Below are 18,700 nucleotides of genomic sequence, written 5' to 3' on the forward strand. Positions count from 1 at the left end.
AGGACGTGGGTCAGGCATTGTTTTCGCTGGTGGAATTCGGCGAGGAAGCCGGTGCCAGCACGTCGTCTGGAATGGCCAGGTCCGGCGCGGCGCGCCCGACCGCGGCGATGGGCGGCGCCACCGCGCCCGAGGCGAAGGCGCTCGCGGGCGGCATCTTCTCGATCAGTTCCTGCGCGAAGGCAATGAAAGCCTGGCTGCCGCGCGCCGCCGGATCGAACACCACGCCCGGCAGGCCGTAGCTCGGCGCCTCGGCCAGGCGCACGTTGCGCGGGATCACGGTGTCGAACACCTTGTCGCCGAAGTGGGACTTGAGCTGCTCGCTCACCTGCTGCTGCAGGGTGATGCGCGGGTCGAACATCACGCGCAGCAGGCCGATGATCTGCAGGTTCTTGTTGAGGTTGGCGTGCACCTGCTTGATGGTGTTGACCAGGTCGGTCAGCCCTTCGAGCGCAAAGTACTCGCACTGCATCGGCACGATGACGCCGTGCGCGGCGCACAGGCCGTTGAGCGTGAGCAGGCTCAGGCTGGGCGGGCAGTCGATCAGCACGAAGTCGTATTCGGCACCGACAGCGGCCAGTGCGGTGCGCAGGCGCTTCTCGCGGCGGTCGATGGCCACCATTTCGACCTCGGCGCCGGCCAGCTCGCGGTTGGCGCCCAGCACGTCGTAGCCGCAACCGCCCTCCACCAGCTTGTCGGCCTTGACGCGGGCCTCGGCCACCGAGGCCGACTCCAGCAGCACGTCGTACACCGTCAGCTCCAGCTGGCGCTTGTCGATGCCCGAACCCATGGTGGCATTGCCCTGGGGGTCGAGGTCGATCATCAGCACGCGCTGACCGGCCTTGGCCAGGCCGGCCGCGAGGTTGACGGTGGTGGTGGTCTTGCCGACGCCGCCCTTTTGGTTGGCAATGCAGAAAATCTTGGCCATGTCAGTACGGGAGGTCGATCAGCGGGAAATCGCGAGCTCGATGCCGAAGGCGATCAGGAAGGTGCCGGCCAGCTTCTCGAGCGTGGTGGAAATACGGGGATTGGCGCGGATGCGCTCGGCCAGGAAGTGCGTGAGCAGCGTCGAGGTCAGGCCGTACAGGAAGGTCAGCGCCGCAATCGTGACTGCCATGGCGCCGAAGCTGATCAGCCCCTGGTGGCGGGCCGGGTCCACGAACAGCGGGAAGAAGGCCATGTAGAACACGATGGCCTTCGGGTTCAGCAAGGTGATGGTGAAGGCCTGGCGCAGGAAGTGGCTGGGCTTGATGTTGAGAATGGGCGCCGAGCCAGGCTTGGCCAGCAGCATCTTGAGGCCCAGCCACGCCAGGTAGCCGGCACCCAGCCATTGCACCGCCTTGAAGGCGGCAGGGTACGCCGCCAGCACAGCCGACACGCCCGCCACTGCGGCCCACATCAGGCATTGGTCACCGAGGATCAGTCCGGCCGTCGCGGCCAACCCGCCACGAATCCCGCCCTTGCTGGTCGACGTGATCAGCGCGAGGTTGCCCGGGCCGGGAATCAGGAGAAACAGGACGATGGCGGCGACGAATGCGCCGTAGTCAGCGATGCCGAACATGGGATTGCCTCAAAAAGAGAGCCGGGAACAGACGGGACAGAAACGCGAGGGAGACAACGAGTCTAAGCGAGCACGATGCCGGGAGGGCGGTCGAGGCACCGGGTTTTGCCGGTGCCTCCGCTTCTTTTACGGAATCGAACGCGATTCCCGCCCACCTCGGTCGGCTTTCAGGCGGCTTCTTTGCGTGCCCAGACGATGCAGCGCTCGGCATCGAGGCCTGGAACCGTCAGTTGTTCCACGTGAAACACCGCCACGCCCTTGGGCAAGACAGCGAGTTCGTCGCTGGGGACCTTGCCCTTCATGGCCAGCCACACGCCGCCCGGGGCGAGCAGGTTCATCGAGCCGTTGAAGAAGTCCGGCAACGAGGCGAAGGCGCGCGAGCTGATCACCTCGTAGTTGCCGGTCAGCGACTCGACCCGTGCGTGAAGTCCGCGCAAGTTGGGCAGTTCCAGCTCGGCCGACACCTGCTGCACGAAGGCAGCCTTCTTGGCCACGGCGTCAAGGCAACTCACATGCAGGTCGGGCCGCATGATGGCGATCACCACGCCGGGCAGCCCGCCGCCGGAGCCCACGTCAAGCAGCTTGCCCTCCCCCGGCCACTCGCGCTGCAACGGCGCGACCGCTGCCAGGCTGTCGAGCAGATGGTGCGTGAGCACGCTGGCGGGGTCGCGCAGCGCTGTCAGGTTGTAGACCTTGTTCCACTTGAGCATCAGCGTGCCGAAGGCCAGCAGTTGCTCGCCCTGCCCGTCAGACAAGGCAACGCCCATGGCGGCCGCGCCCGCGCGCAGCGTATCGATGGGCGCCGTCATTCCGCAGACTGCGGCGCGGCGGCTGCTTCCGTGGCGGTTTCGGTCACTTCGGCGCCGCGGGCAAAGGCCTTGTGGCCGCCCTTGCGCAGATGAATCATCAACAGCGAGATGGCAGCCGGCGTCACGCCGGAGATGCGCGAGGCCAGGCCCAGCGTCTCCGGACGGTGCTTGTCGAGCTTCTGGCGGACCTCGAAGCTCAGCGCCTTGACCTGCCCGTAGTCAAAATCGGCCGGCAGCTGCAGGTTTTCGAAGTGCGACGCGCGCTCCACCTCGTCGTGCTGACGCTCGATGTAGCCGGAGTACTTGGCCGAAATCTCGATCTGCTCGACCTCGGTGCCGTTGAGTGCCGCCGGGGCAGCGTACTTGCCGCCGTCCAGGGACATCAGCGTTTCGTAGTTCACATCGGGCCGGCGCAACAGGTCGGCCAGGTTGTATTCGTGGTCGATGGCTTTGCCCAGCACCCGCTCCGATTCGGAGGCCGGCAGGTTGCGCGGGTTCACCCAGATCGACTTGAGCCGCTCTGTTTCACGTGAAACAACGTCGCGCTTTCGGCTGAAAGCGTCCCAGCGCGCGTCGTCCACCAAGCCCAGCTTGCGCCCTGCTTCGGTCAGTCGCATGTCGGCGTTGTCCTCGCGCAGTTGCAGGCGGAACTCGGCGCGGCTGGTGAACATGCGGTAGGGCTCGGTCACACCCTTGGTGATCAGGTCGTCGACCAGCACACCCAGGTAGGCCTCGTCGCGGCGCGGCAGCCAGGCGTCTTCACCCCGGCATTGCAGCGCGGCATTGATGCCGGCGAACAGGCCCTGGGCAGCCGCCTCTTCGTAGCCGGTGGTGCCGTTGATCTGCCCGGCAAAGAACAAGCCCTTCACCGAGCGGGTCTCGAAGCTGCTCTTGAGTTCGCGGGGATCGAAGTAGTCGTACTCGATGGCGTAGCCGGGGCGCAGGATGTGGGCGTTTTCCAGGCCCGCCATGGAGCGCACCAGCTGCAGCTGGATGTCGAACGGCAGGCTGGTCGAGATCCCGTTCGGGTAGTACTCGTTGGTCGTCAGGCCTTCGGGCTCCAGAAAGATCTGGTGGCTTTCCTTGTCGGCAAAGCGGTTGATCTTGTCTTCCACGCTCGGGCAATAACGCGGGCCGACACCGTCGATCTTCCCGGTGAACATCGGGCTGCGGTCGAAGCCGGAGCGAATGATGTCGTGCGTGCGCGCGTTGGTGTGCGTGACCCAGCACGCCATCTGCCGCGGATGCATGTCCGCACGGCCCATGAAGCTGAACACCGGCATCGGCCCTGCCCCGCCCGGCATGCCGTCGCCCGGCTGCTCGACCAGTTTGGAAAAGTCGATGCTGCGCCCGTCCAGGCGCGGCGGCGTGCCGGTCTTCAGGCGGCCTTGGGGCAGCTTCAGTTCCTTCAGCCGTGCCGACAGGCTGATGGCCGGCGGATCGCCCGCGCGGCCGGCCTGGTAGTTGTCCAGGCCCACATGAATGCGGCCGTCGAGGAAGGTGCCTGCGGTCAGCACCACGGTGCGCGCACGAAAGGCAATGCCCACCTGCGTGATGGCGCCGACCACGCGGTCGCCCTCCACCATCAGGTCGTCGACGGCTTGCTGGAACAGGCTCAGGTTCGGCTGGTTTTCCAGGCGATGGCGAATGGCCGCCTTGTACAGCACGCGGTCCGCCTGCGCGCGGGTGGCGCGCACCGCCGGGCCCTTGCTCGAATTGAGAATGCGGAACTGGATGCCAGCCTCGTCGGTGGCAATGGCCATCGCGCCGCCCAGCGCATCGACCTCCTTCACCAGGTGGCCCTTGCCGATGCCGCCGATCGACGGGTTGCAGCTCATCTGGCCCAGCGTCTCGATGTTGTGGGAGAGCAGCAGCGTCTTGGCGCCCATGCGCGCGGCGGCGAGCGCGGCTTCGGTGCCGGCATGGCCACCGCCGACGACGATCACGTCGAATTCTTCGGGGTACAGCATTTGAATGGGGGCGCACAACTGACGCGTGCGCGGCGCAAAAGGGGGCGCCAATTTTAATCGCCGGTGCCCGCCTGCGCCCATTGTGTGGACAAGCTAGAGGGCCCTGCCAAATTGGCCCTCTACGCGCATGCCCGCTGAATAGTTTGCTATCAATTTAATAGCAACCAATCCGCGTCAGCCGGTCACTTCAGCCACTTGCACCACAGGCACGGGCTTCTCGATGCCCACCAGCGCGCCGGTGGGCGGCGGTGCCTTCGAGGGTTGCAGGCTCTCGTCCTGCAGCTCGCGAATCGACAAGCGCTTGTCCGTCATGCGCACGTTGCCGAAGATCGTGCAGAAGGCCACGTCCTTGGCGTCGCGCCCGGTGCCCACGCGCACGAGGCGGTCGACCGGCGCCATGCGCGTCGGATCGAACAGCACCCACTGCCCGCCGATCCAGGCTTCGAACACCGCATGAAAGTCCTGCGGCGGTTCGTCGAACCACACATAGCCCACCACCAGCCGCGCCGGAATGTTCAGCGCGCGGCAGAAGGTGATGCCCAGGTGCGCAAAGTCGCGGCACACGCCCGCGCGTTCCACGAACACCTCGCTGGCGGTGGTGGTCGAGACGCTGCTGCCCGGCTCGTAGGCAATGCTGTCGTGGATCCAGTCGACGATGGCCTGCACCCGGCCGATGCCCGGCGGCAGGTCGCCGAAGAGCTGCTGCGCGCATCGCGACATCAGGTCCGACTCGCAGTAGCGCGTCGGCATCATGTAGTGCAGCACCTCGTCGGGCACCTGGCTGACCGACACCTCGCGCAGGTCGGGCGGCACCAGCACATGGGCGCGTTGCACGCTGGCCTTGTAGCTGATCTTCAGCGGCCCGGGGTTGGCATCGAAGCGGATGAAGCGGTTGCCGCTCGCCTCGTCGCAGAACACCTGCATCTCGGTCGGCGGCTCGATGGTCAGCTGCTCGTTGACCACGGCCTGCACGCCGCACCTGGCCGCCTCGATGTTGAGCAGCATGTGGGCGGGCGCGGCCACCTCGTAGTCGAGTTGCGCGTCGATGTGGGAGAGATGCATGGGTTCCTCGCAGCTCAGTCGAGCGCTTTCTTCACCGCACCCACGCCCAGCGCGGCCAGCACGACGAACAGCACGGCAAGCACCAGGAACAGGCCGAACAGCAGCTTGGCGATGCCTGCGGCACCGGCGGCCACGCCACCGAAGCCCAACACACCCGCCAGCAACGAGATGACCGCAAAAATGATCGCGTACTTCAACATTTGAAACTCCTTCAGCGGGGCCCTGCCCACCGTGCGACGCAGCTTAGAAAAAGCCCGCCCCGCGCCCGATAGTCGCCCTCCTCAAGGCGCCGTAGGACAAAAACGCGACGCAGCCAAACCCGCTAGCATCCTGCGCGGTCTCCCACAACAATCACCTCGTCATCCTTTGGAGTTATTCGAATGAAGCTGTATTACTCGCCGGGCGCCTGCTCGCTTTCGCCCCACATTGCGCTGCATGAAGCAGGCATTGCCGTCGAGGCCGTGCTGGCCAGCACCAAGAGCCACAAGCTGCAAGACGGCACCGACTACTACGGCATCAACCCGCTGGGTTACGTGCCGATGCTCGAACTCGACGACGGCACCCGCCTGCGCGAAGGCCCGGCCATCCTGCAATACATCGCCGACCTGGCGCCCACCAAGAACCTGGCACCGGCCAACGGCACCCTGCAGCGCTACCGCCTGCAGGAGTGGCTGACCTTCATCGGCACCGAGGTGCACAAGGGCTTCAGCCCGCTGTTCAACCCCAACATGCCCGAAGAAGCCAAGACCATCTTCAAGGACAAGCTCGCCTCGCGCTTCAAGTGGCTCGACAGCGAACTGGCCAACAAGCAATACCTGATGGGCGACACCTTCAGCGTGGCCGACGGCTACCTGTTCACCGTGACCAACTGGACCAAGCCGACGGGCGTGGACATCTCCGGCTTCCCCAACCTGCAGGCGTGGCATGCACGCGTGGGCGCACGCCCCGCGGTGCAGGAAGCCTTGAAGGCCGAAGGCCTGCTGAAGTAAGCCGGGCAACGGCGCGGCCGGATTCCCCTCAGGGAAAACCCGGCCCGCTTCAGCCACAAGCCGCATGAAGCGGCTTTTTTTTCGGGCGACGCTAGGCACATGCCCAATTCGCCCTCATTGCCTCCGTCCCCCTCCTGCACCGAACTGCGCCAAGAGCTGCGCGGGCCCGTCATGTGGCTCACCATCGAACGCGAAGAGCGCCGCAACGCCGTCAACGCCGCCGTCATCGCCGGCCTGGGCGATGCCCTCGCACGCGCCAACGCCGACACCGCCGTGCGCGCCGTGGTGCTCACCGGCGCCGGCACGCGCGCCTTCTGTTCGGGGGCCGACCTGCAGAGCGGCACCTCCTTCAAGTTCGACTACGCCGCGCCCTACCAGGGCATGGCCAACCTCTTTCGCCAGGCGCGGCAATCGACCGTGCCGCTGATCGCGCGCGTCAACGGCGCCTGCATGGCGGGCGGCATGGGCCTCATGGCGATGTGCGACATGGCGGTGGCCGCCCGCCACGCCGTGTTCGGCCTGCCCGAGGTCAAGGTCGGCGTCTTTCCCGCGCAGGTGCTCAGCGTGCTGGGCGGCCTGCTGCCGCGCCGCGTGCTGGCCGAGATGTGCATCACCGGCGAGCCCATCACCGCCGCGCAGGCGTTGGAACTCCACCTGATCAACCGCGTGAGCGACGACGTCGACGAGGCCGTCGAGGGGCTGCTGGCGCGCCTGCTCGACAAGTCGCCCGCCGCCATCCGCCGCGGGCTGTACACCATGAAGAAGATCGAGGCGATGGCCTTCGAGGAATCGATGGCCTTCACCGAAAGCCAGATCGGCCTCTTCGCATTGACCGAGGACGCCGCCGAAGGACAGCTCGCCTTCCGCGAGAAACGCAAGCCGCAATGGAGTGGGCGATGAACAGCAGCAGCAGCAAAGAGCACCACGCCAACCGCGTCGTGCGCATCGGCGGCGCCTCGGGCTTCTGGGGCGACAGCAGCGTGGGCGCGCCGCAGCTCGTGGGCAGCGGGCAGATCGACTACCTGGTGTTCGACTACCTGGCCGAACTCACCATGTCGATCCTGGCCGGCGCGCGGCTGAAGAAGCCCGAGCTGGGCTATGCCACCGACTTCGTGACCGTGGCCATGAAGGCCGTGCTGAAGGACGTGGTCACACAAGGCATTCGCGTGGTGAGCAACGCGGGCGGCGTCAATCCGCAGGGCTGCGCCGACGCGCTCGCGGCCCTTGCTGCCGAGCAGGGCATCGAACTGAAGATCGCCGTGGTGAGCGGCGACGACGTGTCCGCGCTGCTGCCGCAGCTGCGCCAGTCGCAGCCGCCGGTGCGCGAACTGCAGAGCGGCGCGGCGTTGCCGGAACGCGTGCTCACGGCCAACGCGTACCTGGGCGCGCGCCCGATCCAGGCCGCGCTCGACGCCGGTGCGCAGGTGGTCATCACCGGCCGCTGCGTCGACTCAGCCGTGACGCTGGGCGTGCTCATGCACGAATTCAAGTGGCAGCCGGGCGACTTCGACCTGCTCGCCGCCGGCAGCCTCGCGGGCCACATCATCGAATGCGGCTGCCAGGCCACCGGCGGCCTGCACACCGACTGGGACACCGTGCCCGACTGGCCCAACATCGGCTACCCGATCGTCGAGTGCGGCGCCGACGGCAGCTTCGTCGTCACCAAGCCCGCGGGCACCGGCGGCAAGCTCACGCCCGCCGTGGTGGGCGAGCAGATGCTCTATGAAATCGGCGACCCTGCCGCCTACCTGCTGCCCGACGTGACGGCCGACTTCACGCAGGTGCACATCGCGCAGGCCGGCGAGCACCGCGTGCGCGTGCACGGCGCGCGCGGCCGCGCACCGACCGCGAGCTACAAGGTGAGCGCCACCTACGTCGACGGCTTCAAGACCGCGGCGCAGCTCACCCTCGTGGGCTTCGACGCGGCGGCCAAGGCCAGGCGCACGGGCGAGGCGATCCTGGCGCGCACGCAGGCGCTGTTCGCGCAGCACGGCTTCGGCCCCTACAGCGGCACGCAGCTCGAGGTGCTGGGGGCCGAGTCCTGCTACGGCCCGCATGCGAATGCGCAGGCCCTGCAGACGCGCGAAGCGGTGCTGCGGCTCGCCGTGACGCATCCGCGCAAGGAGGCGCTGGCGCTGTTCGCGCGCGAGGTGGCGCCGGCCGGCACCTCGTGGGCGCCGGGCACCACGGGCGCGGGCGGCGGGCGGGCCTCGGTGTCGCCGTCGATCCGGCAGTACGCCTTCCTGCTCGACAAGTCGCAGGTGCAGGCCGGCGTGCACGTCGGCGGCGAACCCATCGCGCTGCCGCGCCTCGACGCACCGGTGGCGACCGATGCCGCCGCACCGGTCGCGCAGCCCGACAAGGCCCGGGAGACCGCACCCGCACCCGCACCCCAGGCATCGGACACCGTCGAAGTGCCCCTGGTGCGACTCGCCTGGGCCCGCAGCGGGGACAAGGGCGACACCTCGAACATCGGCGTCATCGCGCGCCACCCCGCCCTGCTGCCGCTGCTGCGCGAACAGCTCACCGAAGCGCGCGTGGCCGGCTGGCTGGCCCACCTCGTCAAGGGCAGCGTCACGCGCTTCGAGGTGCCGGGCATCGGTGCCTTCAACTTCGTCTGCGAGCAGGCGCTGGGCGGCGGCGGCATGGCGTCGCTGCGCAACGACCCGCTGGGCAAGGGCATGGGGCAGATCCTGCTGGCCGTGCCGGTGCGGGTGAGCCCCGCGCTGTTGTCCTTGCTGTCGCCCTTGTCCTAGCACCAAACAGGACAACCGTACGACAGCAGGGTTGAGGCCGCGCGCTTAGCCTTGCGCCTGTTTCAACTCTGCCCACCCGCAACTCCGATGTCCACCCTCTTCGACCCCGTCCAGGCCGGCGACCTGCAGCTCGCCAACCGCATCGTGATGGCGCCGCTGACGCGCAACCGCTCGCCCAACGCGATTCCGCCCGACATCGCCACCACCTACTACGCCCAGCGCGCCAGTGCCGGCCTGCTCATCACCGAAGCCACCGCCATCAGCCACCAGGGCCAGGGCTACTCGGACGTGCCCGGCCTCTACGGCAGCGAACAGCTCGACGCATGGAAGCGCGTGACCGACGCCGTGCATGCCGAAGGCGGCAAGATCGTCGTGCAGCTGTGGCACGTGGGCCGCGTCTCGCACACCGAACTGCAGCCCGACGGCGGCAAGCCGGTGGCGCCCTCGGCCATCACCGCCAAGACCAAGACCGTGCTCATCAAGAACGGCGTGCCGGGCTTCGTCGACACCTCCGAGCCGCGCGCGCTCGACGCCGGTGAAATCCCGGGCATCGTGCACGCCTTCGCGGTGGCCGCTCGCAGCGCGGTGGAAACCGCCGGCTTCGACGGCGTGGAACTGCACGGCGCCAACGGCTACCTGCTCGACCAGTTCCTGAAGGACGGCAGCAACAAGCGCACCGACGACTACGGCGGCTCCATCGAGAACCGCGCACGCCTGCTGCTCGAAGCCACGCGCGCCGTGGTCGACGCGGTCGGCGGCGGCAAGACCGGCATCCGCCTGTCGCCCGTCACGCCCGCCAACGACGCGCACGACAGCAACCCGCAGCCGCTGTTCACCTACGTGGTGAAGCAGCTCGCGCAGCTCAACCTGGCCTACATCCACATCATCGAAGGCGCCACCGGCGGCCCGCGCGAAATTGCCGATCGTCCCTTCGACTACGAAGCGCTGAAGGCCGCCTACCGCGAAGCCGGCGGCAAGGGCGCATGGATGGTGAACAACGGCTACGACCGCCCGCTGGCCGAGGAAGCCGTGAAGGAAGGCGACGACCTCGTGGCCTTCGGCAAGCCCTTCATCTCCAACCCCGACCTGGTACGCCGCCTGCGCGAGAACGCACCGCTCAACGAGATCGACAAGGCCACCATGTACGGCGGCGGCGCGAAGGGCTACACGGACTATCCGGCGCTGGCCTGACCCTGCTGCCGCAGGGGGCCATGGCAAGATGCGGCGGACCCATTCGTCCGCCGACAGGAGACAACCGCCATGGCCCGCATTGCACAACGACTGGCCGCTTCAGGCCTCGTGCTGCCCCCTCCCGTGACGCCGCCGCCCGGCGTCGTGCTGCCCTTCCAGTTCGTGCGCGTCATCGGCAGGCGCGCACTCGTCTCGGGCCACGGTCCGCTCAATGCCGACGGCACCATCGCCGAACCGCTGGGCAAGCTGGGGCGCGAAGTGACCGTCGAACAGGGCTACGTGGCCGCGCGCCTCACCGCGCTCGCCATGCTCGGCAGCCTGCAGCGCGCGCTCGGCGACCTCGACCGCATCACCGCGTGGACGCGCGTGTTCGGCATGGTCGCGTGCGTACCCGGCTTCGACAGGCAGCCGGCCGTGATCAACGGCTTCTCCGACCTCATCCTCGAACTCTTCGGCCCCGACATCGGCGCGCATGCGCGCAGTGCCGTGGGCATGGCGGAGCTGCCGTTCAACATTCCGGTGGAGATAGAGGGCGAGGTGGAGTTCGAATGACGCACCCCACAATCCCCTCGAACGCCACCTTGCCCTGGACGCTGCGGCGTGCCACCGCGGCCGACACGGCCGCCGTTGCCGCCTGCGCCGCCGACGCCTTCCGCGTCTACATTCCGCGCCTGGGCGTCGAGCCCAGGCCGATGACGCGCGACTACGCCGAGGCCATCGCCCATGCGCAGGTGTGGGTCGCCACGCTGCGGCAGGAGACCGTCGCCGCGCTGCTGCTCGACGTGACCGGCGAGGGCTTCCTGATCGACGTGATCGCGGTGCTGCCGGCGCACCAGGGCACGGGCCTCGGGCGTGCCTTGCTCGAGTTCGCAGAGCGCGAGGCCGTGCGGCAAGGCCATGCGTCGATCTACCTCTACACCAACGAGAAGATGACCGAGAACCGCGCGCTCTATCAGCGCATCGGCTACGTCGAATACAAGCGCGAAACGCTCGACGGCCGCACCCGCGTCTACCTGCGAAAGCCCTTGCAGTGAGCACCGCGATGCAGCTGGCCCGCATCCACCACGTGGCCATCATCTGCGCCGACTACGCGGTGTCCAAACGCTTCTACACCGAGGTGCTCGGCCTGCGCGTGGTCGCAGAGAACCACCGCGCCGCGCGCGATTCGTACAAGCTCGACCTGGCCCTGCCCGACGGCTCGCAGATCGAGCTCTTCTCCTTTCCCGGTGCGCCCGCGCGGCCCACGCGGCCTGAAGCGCAAGGGCTGCGCCACCTGTCCTTCGAGGTGCACGACGTGCAGGCCGCCGCCGACGAACTCGCGGCGCAAGGCATTGCGGTGGAGCCGCTGCGCGTCGACGAATTCACCGGGCGGCGCTTCACGTTCTTCGCCGATCCCGACGGTCTTCCGCTGGAGCTCTACGAGGCCCCGCCGGCCGAGGAACTCGATGCCCTGCTGCTGAAACTCGAAGGCGCATTGCACCTGCGCGAGGTGCGCGCGAGCGCGGAGCAACTCATGGAACTGCTCGACGACGACTTCCATGAACTCGGCGTGTCGGGCACCGTGTGGACACGCGCGGCCATCGTCGATGCACTGCGCGACGAAGCGTTTTCAAAGCGCACGATGTCGGACTTTCGCGTGCTGCGCATGGCGAGCGACGTGGCGTTGGTCACGTACCGCGCGCACCGCGAAGCCATCGCTGAAAGGCCTGCGGCGGACTCGCTGCGCAGCTCGCTGTGGAAGCGCAGGCAGGGGCGGTGGCGGATGGTGTTTCACCAGGGCACGGCGCTGTAGGCGCCGGCTTTTCTCCTTCCCCCTCTGGGGGAAGGCAGGGATGGGGGCAGGCCTTCGAACAGGCGCCGCGCTCCAACCAGCGCCGTCGTGCCCCCACCCCAGCCCTCCCCCAACGGGGGAGGGAGCAAGACAGCGCTACGCCACCTCGCCGAACGCCACGCTCACGCGCAGGCCCGTCGGCTCCGCCGCTTCCAGCCGCAGCTCCGCCCCCAGCAGCTCCGCATAGCGCGACACGATCGACAGCCCCAGCCCGGAGCCCTGCCCCAGCTTCTGCCCTTCCGGCCCCTGCGCCCAGCGCTGCATCAGGTCGCGCTGCGCCTCCAGCGGAATGCCGGGTCCGTCGTCGATCACGCTCAGCGTGCGGCCCGAGAGTTCGACCGTGATGGTGCTTCCACCATAGCGCAGCGCGTTGTCGATCAGGTTGTCGAGGATGCCTTCGACCAGCGCGTCGTTGGCCATCACGACCACGCCGTCGTCCAGGCCGCGCGCGCCCAGGTCGACGCCGCGCGCATCGGCCCGCGCCAGGTGCCGCAGCACCGTCTGCTCGGCCAGCACATCGAGGCGCACCGGCACGCGCTCCAGCCCCGCGCGCGCCTCTTCGGCCAGCGCCAGCGCCAGCAGCTGGTCGATCAGGTGGCTCGCACGCGACTGCCGCTCCGACACGCGCTCCAGCTGCTCGCGCCACACGGCCGTGTCCTGCTGCGCCAGGCCGTACTCGGCCAGCGCACGAATGCCCGCCAGCGGCGTGCGCAGCTCGTGCGCCACGTTGCCCACGAACTCGCGCTGCGCCTGCACGCTCTGGCCGAGCCGCTCGAACAACGCGTTCACCGCATTGCCCAGGCGCTGCAGCTCGCGCGAGGTTTCGGCCACCGCCACCGGCGACAGGTCATGCACGTCGCGCCGGTCGAGCGCGCGCTGCAGTTCGCCCAGCGGGCGCAGGTCGCTGCGAATGCCGTACCAGAGCCAGATGGCGAGCAGCACCAGCAGCAGGATCTGCGGCGCCAGCGCATAGCCCAGCAGCTGGCGCACCAGCGCGGTCCGGCTCAGCGTGGTCTGCGCAATGATCACGCGGTAGGGCATGCTCAGGTCGGGCTCGGCGTCGTGCTCGAGCACCACCGCGCGCAGCACGCTGCCCTGGTAGTCGATGTCCGAGAAGCGGTAGCGCGCCCCATCGACCGGCAGCGGCGCCTGCAGGCCCGACTGGCCCGAGATCAGCGCGCCGTCCAGCCGCTGTACCGCGAAGTACACCTTGTCGACCTGGTCGAACAGCACGGTGGCCACTTCGCGCGGCGTGAGCAGCAGCTCGATGCCGCGCTCGCCCGCCTGCACGTTGGCCGACAGCGCATACGCGTCGTCGAGCATGCCGCGGTCGAAGGCCTGCTCGGAAAAGTAGTTGGCGATGACCAGCGCGATGACCGCGCCGACCATCCAGGTGAGCGCCAGCGGCACCAGCACGTTGCGCAGCACGCGCCGCGTGAGCGACGGTGCCTGTCTTGCTTTCTTCGGCTCCTGCAGCCGTTCTTTCGCGAACTCGGTCACGCGATCGATCGCCGGGTGGGTAAGGCGCGGATCACACCTCGGCTTCAAGCAGGTAGCCGATGCCGCGCAGCGTGCGGATGCCCGCGCCCGTGCCCTGCAGCTTCTTGCGCAGGCGCGAGATGAAGGCCTCCAGCGCGTTGTCGCCCAGCGATTCGTCGAAGCTGGAAAGCTTGTCGGACAGCGCCCGCTTGCTCACCGTGCGCCCGGGCGGGCTCATGAGCTCCCACAGCACCTCGAACTCGCGCGCCGGCAGGTCGAGCGGGCCGCTCGCGGTGGAGAAGCGCCGCGCCTTGCGGTCGAGCTTGAGCTGTCCCAGCAGCACGATGTCTTCGGTGCCCTTGGCGCGGCGCACCAGCGCGCGCAAGCGGGCCTCGACCTCGGCCAGGTCGAAGGGCTTGCCGAGGTAGTCGTCGGCGCCGGCGTCGAGGCCTGCGATGCGCTCCTCGGTGCGCCCGCGCGCCGTGAGCACCAGCACCGGCGTGCGGTCGCCGCGCGCACGCGCCTGTCGCAGCGCGGTGAGGCCGCTAGCCAGGCCGCTGGTGGGGCTGGCGGTGGCGGGCAGGTTGAGGTCGAGCAGCACGGCATCGAAAGGCTGCACGCGCCACAGGTGGTCGGCGTCTTCGACGTTGGTCGACACGTCGACCCGATGGCCTGCGTCCGCAAGGCTGCGGACCATCACGTCGCGCAGAACGGCATCGTCTTCGACAAGCAGGATTCGCATGGTATTTTGAATGGTGAGGGGGGTAGTCTGCCCTGCGAATGATGGGTCAGCGGCCCGTCAGTCGCTCCAAGCGATAAACGCTGCATGAGCATACGACAGCCACACGAAACACGGGCCACTTTCATGGCCTGTGCCGCGCGATGAGTGCACGCGAACCCTCCGATCAGTTGAGCATTGTTCCCCCCGAGGTGCAAGGCACGGCGGTGGTCCTGCTGCATGGTCTATGCAGCACGCCTGACGAGCTGCTGACCGTGCAGTCCGCGCTGCGCAGCCGCGGCTACCCGGTGCACCCGATGTCGATCGAGGGCTACTCGTTCGACGCCGGCGCGCCGATGCAGCGCGCGGCGCCGTACGAGCGCTGGATCGACGCGATCCAGGCGCAGGTGAAGGCGCTTCGCGTGCGGCACGACCGCGTGCTGCTGGTGGGCATCTCGGCCGGCTCGTCGCTCGCGCTCGGCGCGGCCATCCGCTGCGGCAGCGACGTCGATGCGCTGGTGCTCATGTCGACCACGCTGCGCTTCGACGGCTGGGCCATTCCGCGCACGCAGTTCCTGCTGCCGCTGGCCTTCTACACGCCGCTCGGGCGGCTGTGGCAATACCGCGAGCGCCCGCCCTACGGCGTGAAGAACGAGCGCGTGCGCGCCTGGATCGAGCGCGAGCTGCGCCACCGCAAGGTCTCGCGCGCGGGCAGCTCGGTGATCGGCGTGGGCCACCTGCGCGAGCACGACCGGCTCATCCGCCACGTGCGGCGCAACCTCCACAACGTGCAATGCGGCAACGTGCTCGCACTGCACGCCCAGCAGGACGAGGTGGCCAGCGTGGCCAATCTCGACATCCTCGCGCGCGGCCTGCGCTGCCGCGCATTCCGCACGGTGGTGGTCGCGAACAGCTACCACATGATCACGATCGACAACGACCGGCAACAGGTCATGCGCGAAACCGTGTCGTTCGCCGATGCGGTAGCGCATGGCACGATGCCCGAGCATCCGCTGTACGCCTGAACCCTTCCGACCCCGCCTGAAAGGAAAGCATTCCCATGTCTTCTTCCCCCACTTTCAACAGCATCGCCACGATCCTGGAGACCGACTTCCGCGTCGAGCGCTCGGCCATCTCGCCGGCCACCGCGCTGTCGGACCTCGGCCTGGACTCGCTCGCGCTGATGGAGTTCGTGTTCGCCGTGGAAGACGCCTTCCACCTGCGCATTCCCGAAGACCGCCTCGACCCGCGCGAAGCCGGCATCACGCTGCAGCGCCTGTGCGAAGTGATCGACGCGGAGAGCACCGGCGCCGCCGTCTCCGCACACACCGCAGAAGCCGTGGCATGAGCAGCGGTGCCGCCCACGCCGTACTCGCCGCCTCGGCCGCGCGCGCCGCCTCCGCGCCGGTGCGCGTGAGCGGCATCGGTTTCGTCACGCCCATCGGCCGCACCGTGGAGGCCTTCGACGAGGCCCTGTTCGCGGGCCGCTCGGCCGTGCGTTCGCACACGCTGGCCATCAAGGGCATGGACACCGTGCAGCTGGCCGTGGCCGCCTGCGAGTTCGACTCGAACGGCGTGCGCAGCACCTCCCGCCTGCCGCTGGACCGCGGCACCGCCATGGCCCTGGCGGCCGCGCAGGACGCGGCCTGCGAAGCGAAGCTCGACCTCGATACGCTGGACCGCGACCGCCTGGGTGTCTTCTGGGGCAGCGGCCTCGCGGGCGCCGGCACCTTCGACAACACCACCAGCGCGCTCTACGGCGAACAGCGCCGCATGCGCCCGACCACCGTGCTCACCGTGATGCCCAACGCCGCGGTGGCGGAGCTGGCATTGCACTTCGGTGCGCGCGGCTCGGCCATTGCGTACGCCTGCGCCTGCGCCTCCTCGGCCGTGGCCATCGGCGAGGCGATGCGCGCCATTCGCGGCGGCTGGATCGACGTGGCCATCGTCGGCGGCCACGACGCCATGCTCACGCCGGGCGTGATGGCCAGCTGGAACGCCATGCGCGTGATGGCACCGCCGCCGGTCGACGCGCCCTCCACCGCCTGCCGCCCGTTCTCGGGCGACCGCGCGGGCTTTGCCATCGGCGAAGGCGCCGCAGCCCTGGTGCTCGAATCGGAAGCGCATGCGGCCGCACGCGGTGCGCAGGCCGCGCCCTTCGTGCTTGCGGGCTACGCCACCAACTGCGACGGCACCCACATCACCAACCCCGACAGCGCGGGCCAGGTGCGCGCCATGCGCGCCGCGCTGCGCGACGCGGGCATCGAGGCGGCCGACGTGGGCCACATCAACGCGCACGGCACCGCCACCTCGGCCGGCGACGCCGCGGAGGCCGCGTCGATCCGCGAGGTGTTCGGCAAGGGCACGCCGGTCAGCGCGACCAAGTCGATCCACGGCCACGTGCTCGGCGGCGGCGGCGCCATCGAGCTGATTGCGGCGCTGCGCGCGCTGGCACGCGAGACGCTGCCGCCCATCGCCAACCTCCAGGCACCGGACGCCGCGTTCGACCTCGACTTTGTCCAGGGCGAGGCGCGCGAGGCCAAGGGCATCCGCTACGCGCTGTCCAACTCCTTCGCCTTCGGCGGCACCAACGCGGTCATCGTCGCCGGCCGTGCCGCGCAGGACTGAAGATTCGCTGAACGCTTGCTGAAAAAAAGAACACGGTGCATCGGCTGGTCGTTCTCGTGGTGCCCGTGTTCGCGCTGCTCATGGCGTGCGAACTTGCCTGGGGCTGGCTCAAGCAGCGCAACACCTACCGCTTCGCCGACACGCTCGGCAGCCTGAGCCAGGGCCTGTTCAGCCAGGCGCTCGCGGTGTGCACGCAGCTGTTCCAGATCGGGCTGTACGCCATGGTCTATCCGCTGGTCGCCGTGTGGACGCGGCCCGGCTTCTGGGACAGCGCCCTCGGCTGGGTGCTGGCCGTGCTGCTGTTCGACTTCTTCGACTACTGGCTGCACCGCGCGGGCCACGAATCGGCCGTGTTCTGGGCCGCGCACTCGGTGCATCACCAGAGCCAGCACTTCAACTTTTCCACCGCGCTGCGCCAGGAGAGCACCGTGGCCTTCCTGGGCTGGGCCTTCTACCTGCCGATGGCGGTGGTGGGCGTGCCGCCCGAGCAGTTCGGGCTGGCCGGGCTGATCGTGCTGGTCTACCAGTTCTGGATCCACACCGAGCACATCGGCAAGCTCGGCTGGTTCGACCGCGTGTTCTCCTCGCCCTCGAACCACCGCGTGCATCACGCGGTGAACGACGGCTATGTGGACCGCAACTACGGCGGCATGCTGGTGGTGTGGGACCGCATGTTCGGCACCTTCACCGAAGAAAAGGAGCCCTGCGTGTACGGCACACGCAAGGCACTGGCCAGCTTCGACCCGATGCGCGCGATCCTCGGGCCCTATGTGCCGCTGCTGCGCGACGCATGGCACACGAAGCGCTGGCAGGACAAGGTCGCGGTGTGGTTCAAGCCGCCGGGGTGGCGCCCGGCCGATGTGGCGGCGCGCTTTCCCGAGCCGCCGTTCTCGCTGGACGAAGCCCGGCGCATCCACGCGCCTGCCCTCACGCGAGCGCAGTCGGCCTCGGCTTCGATTCACTTCGCCTGCTGGGTTGGCATGACGCTGGCCTTTCTGTGGCGCGCCGACGACCTCGCATTCCACACCGGGCTGGCCCTGCTCGCCTTGTCGGTCGGTGGCTTCTGGGCCATTGGCGCGGTGCTCGACGCGCGGCTGCGGCTGCGGTGGGCGTGGTGCGCGCAACTGCTGTTGCTGGCGCTGTCCGCGCTGCTGCTCGCCTGAGCCTCGCTATGCTCGGCGGCTTCACCGCTTCGAAGCTTCCCCTCATGCGCAGGCTGGCCACCCCTGAAGACCTCGACGCCGTCTTCGCCCTCTACATGCACGAGAAGGTCGTGCCCTTCCTGGCCTACGACCCGATGCCGCTCGACGACTTCCGCCCGGTCTACCAGGCATTGGTCGACAGCGGCTGCTTCTTCATCTACGAGCGCGAAGGAAAGATGGCCGGCTTCTACCGTGCCACGCGCTACCCGGGCCGTGTGCAGCACGTGGCCTGCCTGGGCACGCTGGCGGTCGCCCCTGCGTTCCACGGCCAGGGCATCGCGCTGGCGATGGTGAGCGAAGCCATCGATGCCTTGAAGGCGGCCGGCGTCAAGCGCATCGAGCTCTTCGCCGAAAGCGACAACGCGCCCGCGCTGCGCTTCTACGAAAAAATGGGCTTCGAGCGCGAAGGCACGCTGCGCAAGTTCTACAAGCGCGCGGGCGATGCGGACTACATCGACGAGTACGTGATGGCGCTGCTGATCGACTGAATGAAACGCCGGCGGCAAC

General features: G+C 68.5%; 20 protein-coding genes. 12 read left to right on the forward strand and 8 right to left on the reverse strand.

Annotated features, from left to right (window positions below; genetic code table 11):
• Nucleotides 1–10: 10 nt before the first annotated feature.
• From ACSFBM_RS23815 to ACSFBM_RS23840, 6 genes are all read right to left on the reverse strand, one after another.
• Complete coding sequence (locus ACSFBM_RS23815) at nucleotides 11–925, reverse strand: ParA family protein (protein ID WP_435486586.1); 915 nt, start codon at nucleotides 923–925, stop codon at nucleotides 11–13.
• Between the two features lie 18 nt (nucleotides 926–943).
• Entirely contained in the window at nucleotides 944–1,558 is a 615-nt protein-coding gene (locus ACSFBM_RS23820) for a LysE family transporter (RefSeq protein ID WP_435486587.1), read from the reverse strand.
• Between the two features lie 167 nt (nucleotides 1,559–1,725).
• The gene (gene rsmG / locus ACSFBM_RS23825) at nucleotides 1,726–2,367 is read right to left on the reverse strand and encodes a 16S rRNA (guanine(527)-N(7))-methyltransferase RsmG (RefSeq protein ID WP_435486588.1); all 642 of its coding nucleotides are present in this window, start codon (nucleotides 2,365–2,367) and stop codon (nucleotides 1,726–1,728) included.
• On the reverse strand, nucleotides 2,364–4,337 hold the full coding sequence (gene mnmG, locus ACSFBM_RS23830) for a tRNA uridine-5-carboxymethylaminomethyl(34) synthesis enzyme MnmG (protein WP_435486589.1): 1,974 nt from the start codon (nucleotides 4,335–4,337) through the stop codon (nucleotides 2,364–2,366). Before mnmG ends, rsmG begins: the two co-directional genes overlap by 4 nt.
• Nucleotides 4,338–4,511: 174 nt before the next feature.
• The gene (locus tag ACSFBM_RS23835) at nucleotides 4,512–5,399 is read right to left on the reverse strand and encodes a transglutaminase-like domain-containing protein (RefSeq protein WP_435486590.1); all 888 of its coding nucleotides are present in this window, start codon (nucleotides 5,397–5,399) and stop codon (nucleotides 4,512–4,514) included.
• A gap of 14 nt (nucleotides 5,400–5,413) precedes the next feature.
• Complete coding sequence (locus ACSFBM_RS23840; RefSeq protein WP_354353021.1) at nucleotides 5,414–5,599, reverse strand: DUF1328 family protein; 186 nt, start codon at nucleotides 5,597–5,599, stop codon at nucleotides 5,414–5,416.
• A gap of 180 nt (nucleotides 5,600–5,779) precedes the next feature.
• Between ACSFBM_RS23840 and gstA the strand changes: the two genes are divergently transcribed.
• From gstA to gloA2, 7 genes are all read left to right on the forward strand, one after another.
• Entirely contained in the window at nucleotides 5,780–6,388 is a 609-nt protein-coding gene (gstA, locus tag ACSFBM_RS23845) for a glutathione transferase GstA (RefSeq protein ID WP_435439851.1), read from the forward strand.
• A 171-nt stretch (nucleotides 6,389–6,559) separates the two neighbouring features.
• A complete protein-coding gene (locus ACSFBM_RS23850) occupies nucleotides 6,560–7,288 on the forward strand; it encodes an enoyl-CoA hydratase-related protein (RefSeq protein ID WP_435486591.1) in 729 nt (242 codons plus the stop codon).
• Entirely contained in the window at nucleotides 7,285–9,144 is a 1,860-nt protein-coding gene (locus ACSFBM_RS23855) for an acyclic terpene utilization AtuA family protein (protein ID WP_435486592.1), read from the forward strand. Before ACSFBM_RS23850 ends, ACSFBM_RS23855 begins: the two co-directional genes overlap by 4 nt.
• An 87-nt stretch (nucleotides 9,145–9,231) precedes the next feature.
• Nucleotides 9,232–10,335: an alkene reductase gene (locus ACSFBM_RS23860; protein WP_435486593.1), complete on the forward strand. Its 1,104-nt coding sequence runs from the start codon at nucleotides 9,232–9,234 to the stop codon at nucleotides 10,333–10,335.
• 69 nt (nucleotides 10,336–10,404) lie between these two features.
• Nucleotides 10,405–10,887 carry a RidA family protein gene (locus ACSFBM_RS23865; RefSeq protein ID WP_435486594.1) on the forward strand — a complete coding sequence of 161 codons (483 nt, stop codon included), beginning with the start codon at nucleotides 10,405–10,407 and terminating at the stop codon, nucleotides 10,885–10,887.
• Nucleotides 10,884–11,369, forward strand: coding sequence for a GNAT family N-acetyltransferase (locus ACSFBM_RS23870; protein WP_435486595.1), 486 nt, complete (start codon nucleotides 10,884–10,886; stop codon nucleotides 11,367–11,369). The genes ACSFBM_RS23865 and ACSFBM_RS23870 overlap by 4 nt, the downstream gene beginning before the upstream one ends.
• Nucleotides 11,366–12,127 (forward strand): SMU1112c/YaeR family gloxylase I-like metalloprotein, encoded by a 762-nt coding sequence (gloA2, locus tag ACSFBM_RS23875; protein WP_435486596.1) that lies wholly within the window; start codon nucleotides 11,366–11,368, stop codon nucleotides 12,125–12,127. The genes ACSFBM_RS23870 and gloA2 overlap by 4 nt, the downstream gene beginning before the upstream one ends.
• Nucleotides 12,128–12,262: 135 nt before the next feature.
• On the opposite strand, the gene ACSFBM_RS23880 is transcribed toward gloA2, so the two are convergent.
• Complete coding sequence (locus tag ACSFBM_RS23880) at nucleotides 12,263–13,666, reverse strand: sensor histidine kinase (RefSeq protein WP_435486597.1); 1,404 nt, start codon at nucleotides 13,664–13,666, stop codon at nucleotides 12,263–12,265.
• A gap of 31 nt (nucleotides 13,667–13,697) precedes the next feature.
• Complete coding sequence (locus ACSFBM_RS23885; protein ID WP_435486598.1) at nucleotides 13,698–14,387, reverse strand: response regulator transcription factor; 690 nt, start codon at nucleotides 14,385–14,387, stop codon at nucleotides 13,698–13,700.
• A 140-nt stretch (nucleotides 14,388–14,527) separates the two neighbouring features.
• Here ACSFBM_RS23885 and ACSFBM_RS23890 point away from each other — a divergent pair, with 140 nt between their 5' ends.
• From ACSFBM_RS23890 to ACSFBM_RS23910, 5 genes are read left to right on the forward strand one after another with little or no spacing between them, the layout of a single operon-like run.
• A complete protein-coding gene (locus ACSFBM_RS23890) occupies nucleotides 14,528–15,388 on the forward strand; it encodes an alpha/beta hydrolase (RefSeq protein ID WP_435486599.1) in 861 nt (286 codons plus the stop codon).
• A 35-nt stretch (nucleotides 15,389–15,423) separates the two neighbouring features.
• Nucleotides 15,424–15,711, forward strand: a complete 288-nt coding sequence (locus ACSFBM_RS23895) for a phosphopantetheine-binding protein (RefSeq protein ID WP_435486600.1) — start codon at nucleotides 15,424–15,426, stop codon at nucleotides 15,709–15,711.
• Complete coding sequence (locus ACSFBM_RS23900; protein ID WP_435486601.1) at nucleotides 15,708–16,991, forward strand: beta-ketoacyl-[acyl-carrier-protein] synthase family protein; 1,284 nt, start codon at nucleotides 15,708–15,710, stop codon at nucleotides 16,989–16,991. Before ACSFBM_RS23895 ends, ACSFBM_RS23900 begins: the two co-directional genes overlap by 4 nt.
• A gap of 35 nt (nucleotides 16,992–17,026) precedes the next feature.
• On the forward strand, nucleotides 17,027–18,154 hold the full coding sequence (locus ACSFBM_RS23905) for a sterol desaturase family protein (protein ID WP_435486602.1): 1,128 nt from the start codon (nucleotides 17,027–17,029) through the stop codon (nucleotides 18,152–18,154).
• A gap of 44 nt (nucleotides 18,155–18,198) precedes the next feature.
• A complete protein-coding gene (locus ACSFBM_RS23910; protein WP_435486603.1) occupies nucleotides 18,199–18,681 on the forward strand; it encodes a GNAT family N-acetyltransferase in 483 nt (160 codons plus the stop codon).
• The last annotated feature ends 19 nt before the right edge of the window (nucleotides 18,682–18,700 follow it).

The sequence above is a fragment of the Variovorax pasteuri genome (assembly GCF_051216435.1).
In the GTDB taxonomy this organism is placed as follows: Bacteria; Pseudomonadota; Gammaproteobacteria; order Burkholderiales; family Burkholderiaceae_C; genus Variovorax.

Coding starts and splice junctions, on each gene's coding strand:
- ACSFBM_RS23890 (WP_435486599.1), top strand. CDS start 14,528: ATGAGTGCACGCGAACCCTCCGATCAGTTGAGCATTGTTCCCCCCGAG.
- gstA (WP_435439851.1), top strand. CDS start 5,780: ATGAAGCTGTATTACTCGCCGGGCGCCTGCTCGCTTTCGCCCCACATT.
- ACSFBM_RS23820 (WP_435486587.1), bottom strand. CDS start 1,558: ATGTTCGGCATCGCTGACTACGGCGCATTCGTCGCCGCCATCGTCCTG.
- ACSFBM_RS23835 (WP_435486590.1), bottom strand. CDS start 5,399: ATGCATCTCTCCCACATCGACGCGCAACTCGACTACGAGGTGGCCGCG.
- ACSFBM_RS23840 (WP_354353021.1), bottom strand. CDS start 5,599: ATGTTGAAGTACGCGATCATTTTTGCGGTCATCTCGTTGCTGGCGGGT.
- ACSFBM_RS23860 (WP_435486593.1), top strand. CDS start 9,232: ATGTCCACCCTCTTCGACCCCGTCCAGGCCGGCGACCTGCAGCTCGCC.
- ACSFBM_RS23855 (WP_435486592.1), top strand. CDS start 7,285: ATGAACAGCAGCAGCAGCAAAGAGCACCACGCCAACCGCGTCGTGCGC.
- mnmG (WP_435486589.1), bottom strand. CDS start 4,337: ATGCTGTACCCCGAAGAATTCGACGTGATCGTCGTCGGCGGTGGCCAT.
- ACSFBM_RS23910 (WP_435486603.1), top strand. CDS start 18,199: ATGCGCAGGCTGGCCACCCCTGAAGACCTCGACGCCGTCTTCGCCCTC.
- ACSFBM_RS23865 (WP_435486594.1), top strand. CDS start 10,405: ATGGCCCGCATTGCACAACGACTGGCCGCTTCAGGCCTCGTGCTGCCC.
- ACSFBM_RS23815 (WP_435486586.1), bottom strand. CDS start 925: ATGGCCAAGATTTTCTGCATTGCCAACCAAAAGGGCGGCGTCGGCAAG.
- ACSFBM_RS23885 (WP_435486598.1), bottom strand. CDS start 14,387: ATGCGAATCCTGCTTGTCGAAGACGATGCCGTTCTGCGCGACGTGATG.
- ACSFBM_RS23895 (WP_435486600.1), top strand. CDS start 15,424: ATGTCTTCTTCCCCCACTTTCAACAGCATCGCCACGATCCTGGAGACC.
- ACSFBM_RS23900 (WP_435486601.1), top strand. CDS start 15,708: ATGAGCAGCGGTGCCGCCCACGCCGTACTCGCCGCCTCGGCCGCGCGC.
- rsmG (WP_435486588.1), bottom strand. CDS start 2,367: ATGACGGCGCCCATCGATACGCTGCGCGCGGGCGCGGCCGCCATGGGC.
- ACSFBM_RS23870 (WP_435486595.1), top strand. CDS start 10,884: ATGACGCACCCCACAATCCCCTCGAACGCCACCTTGCCCTGGACGCTG.
- ACSFBM_RS23850 (WP_435486591.1), top strand. CDS start 6,560: ATGTGGCTCACCATCGAACGCGAAGAGCGCCGCAACGCCGTCAACGCC.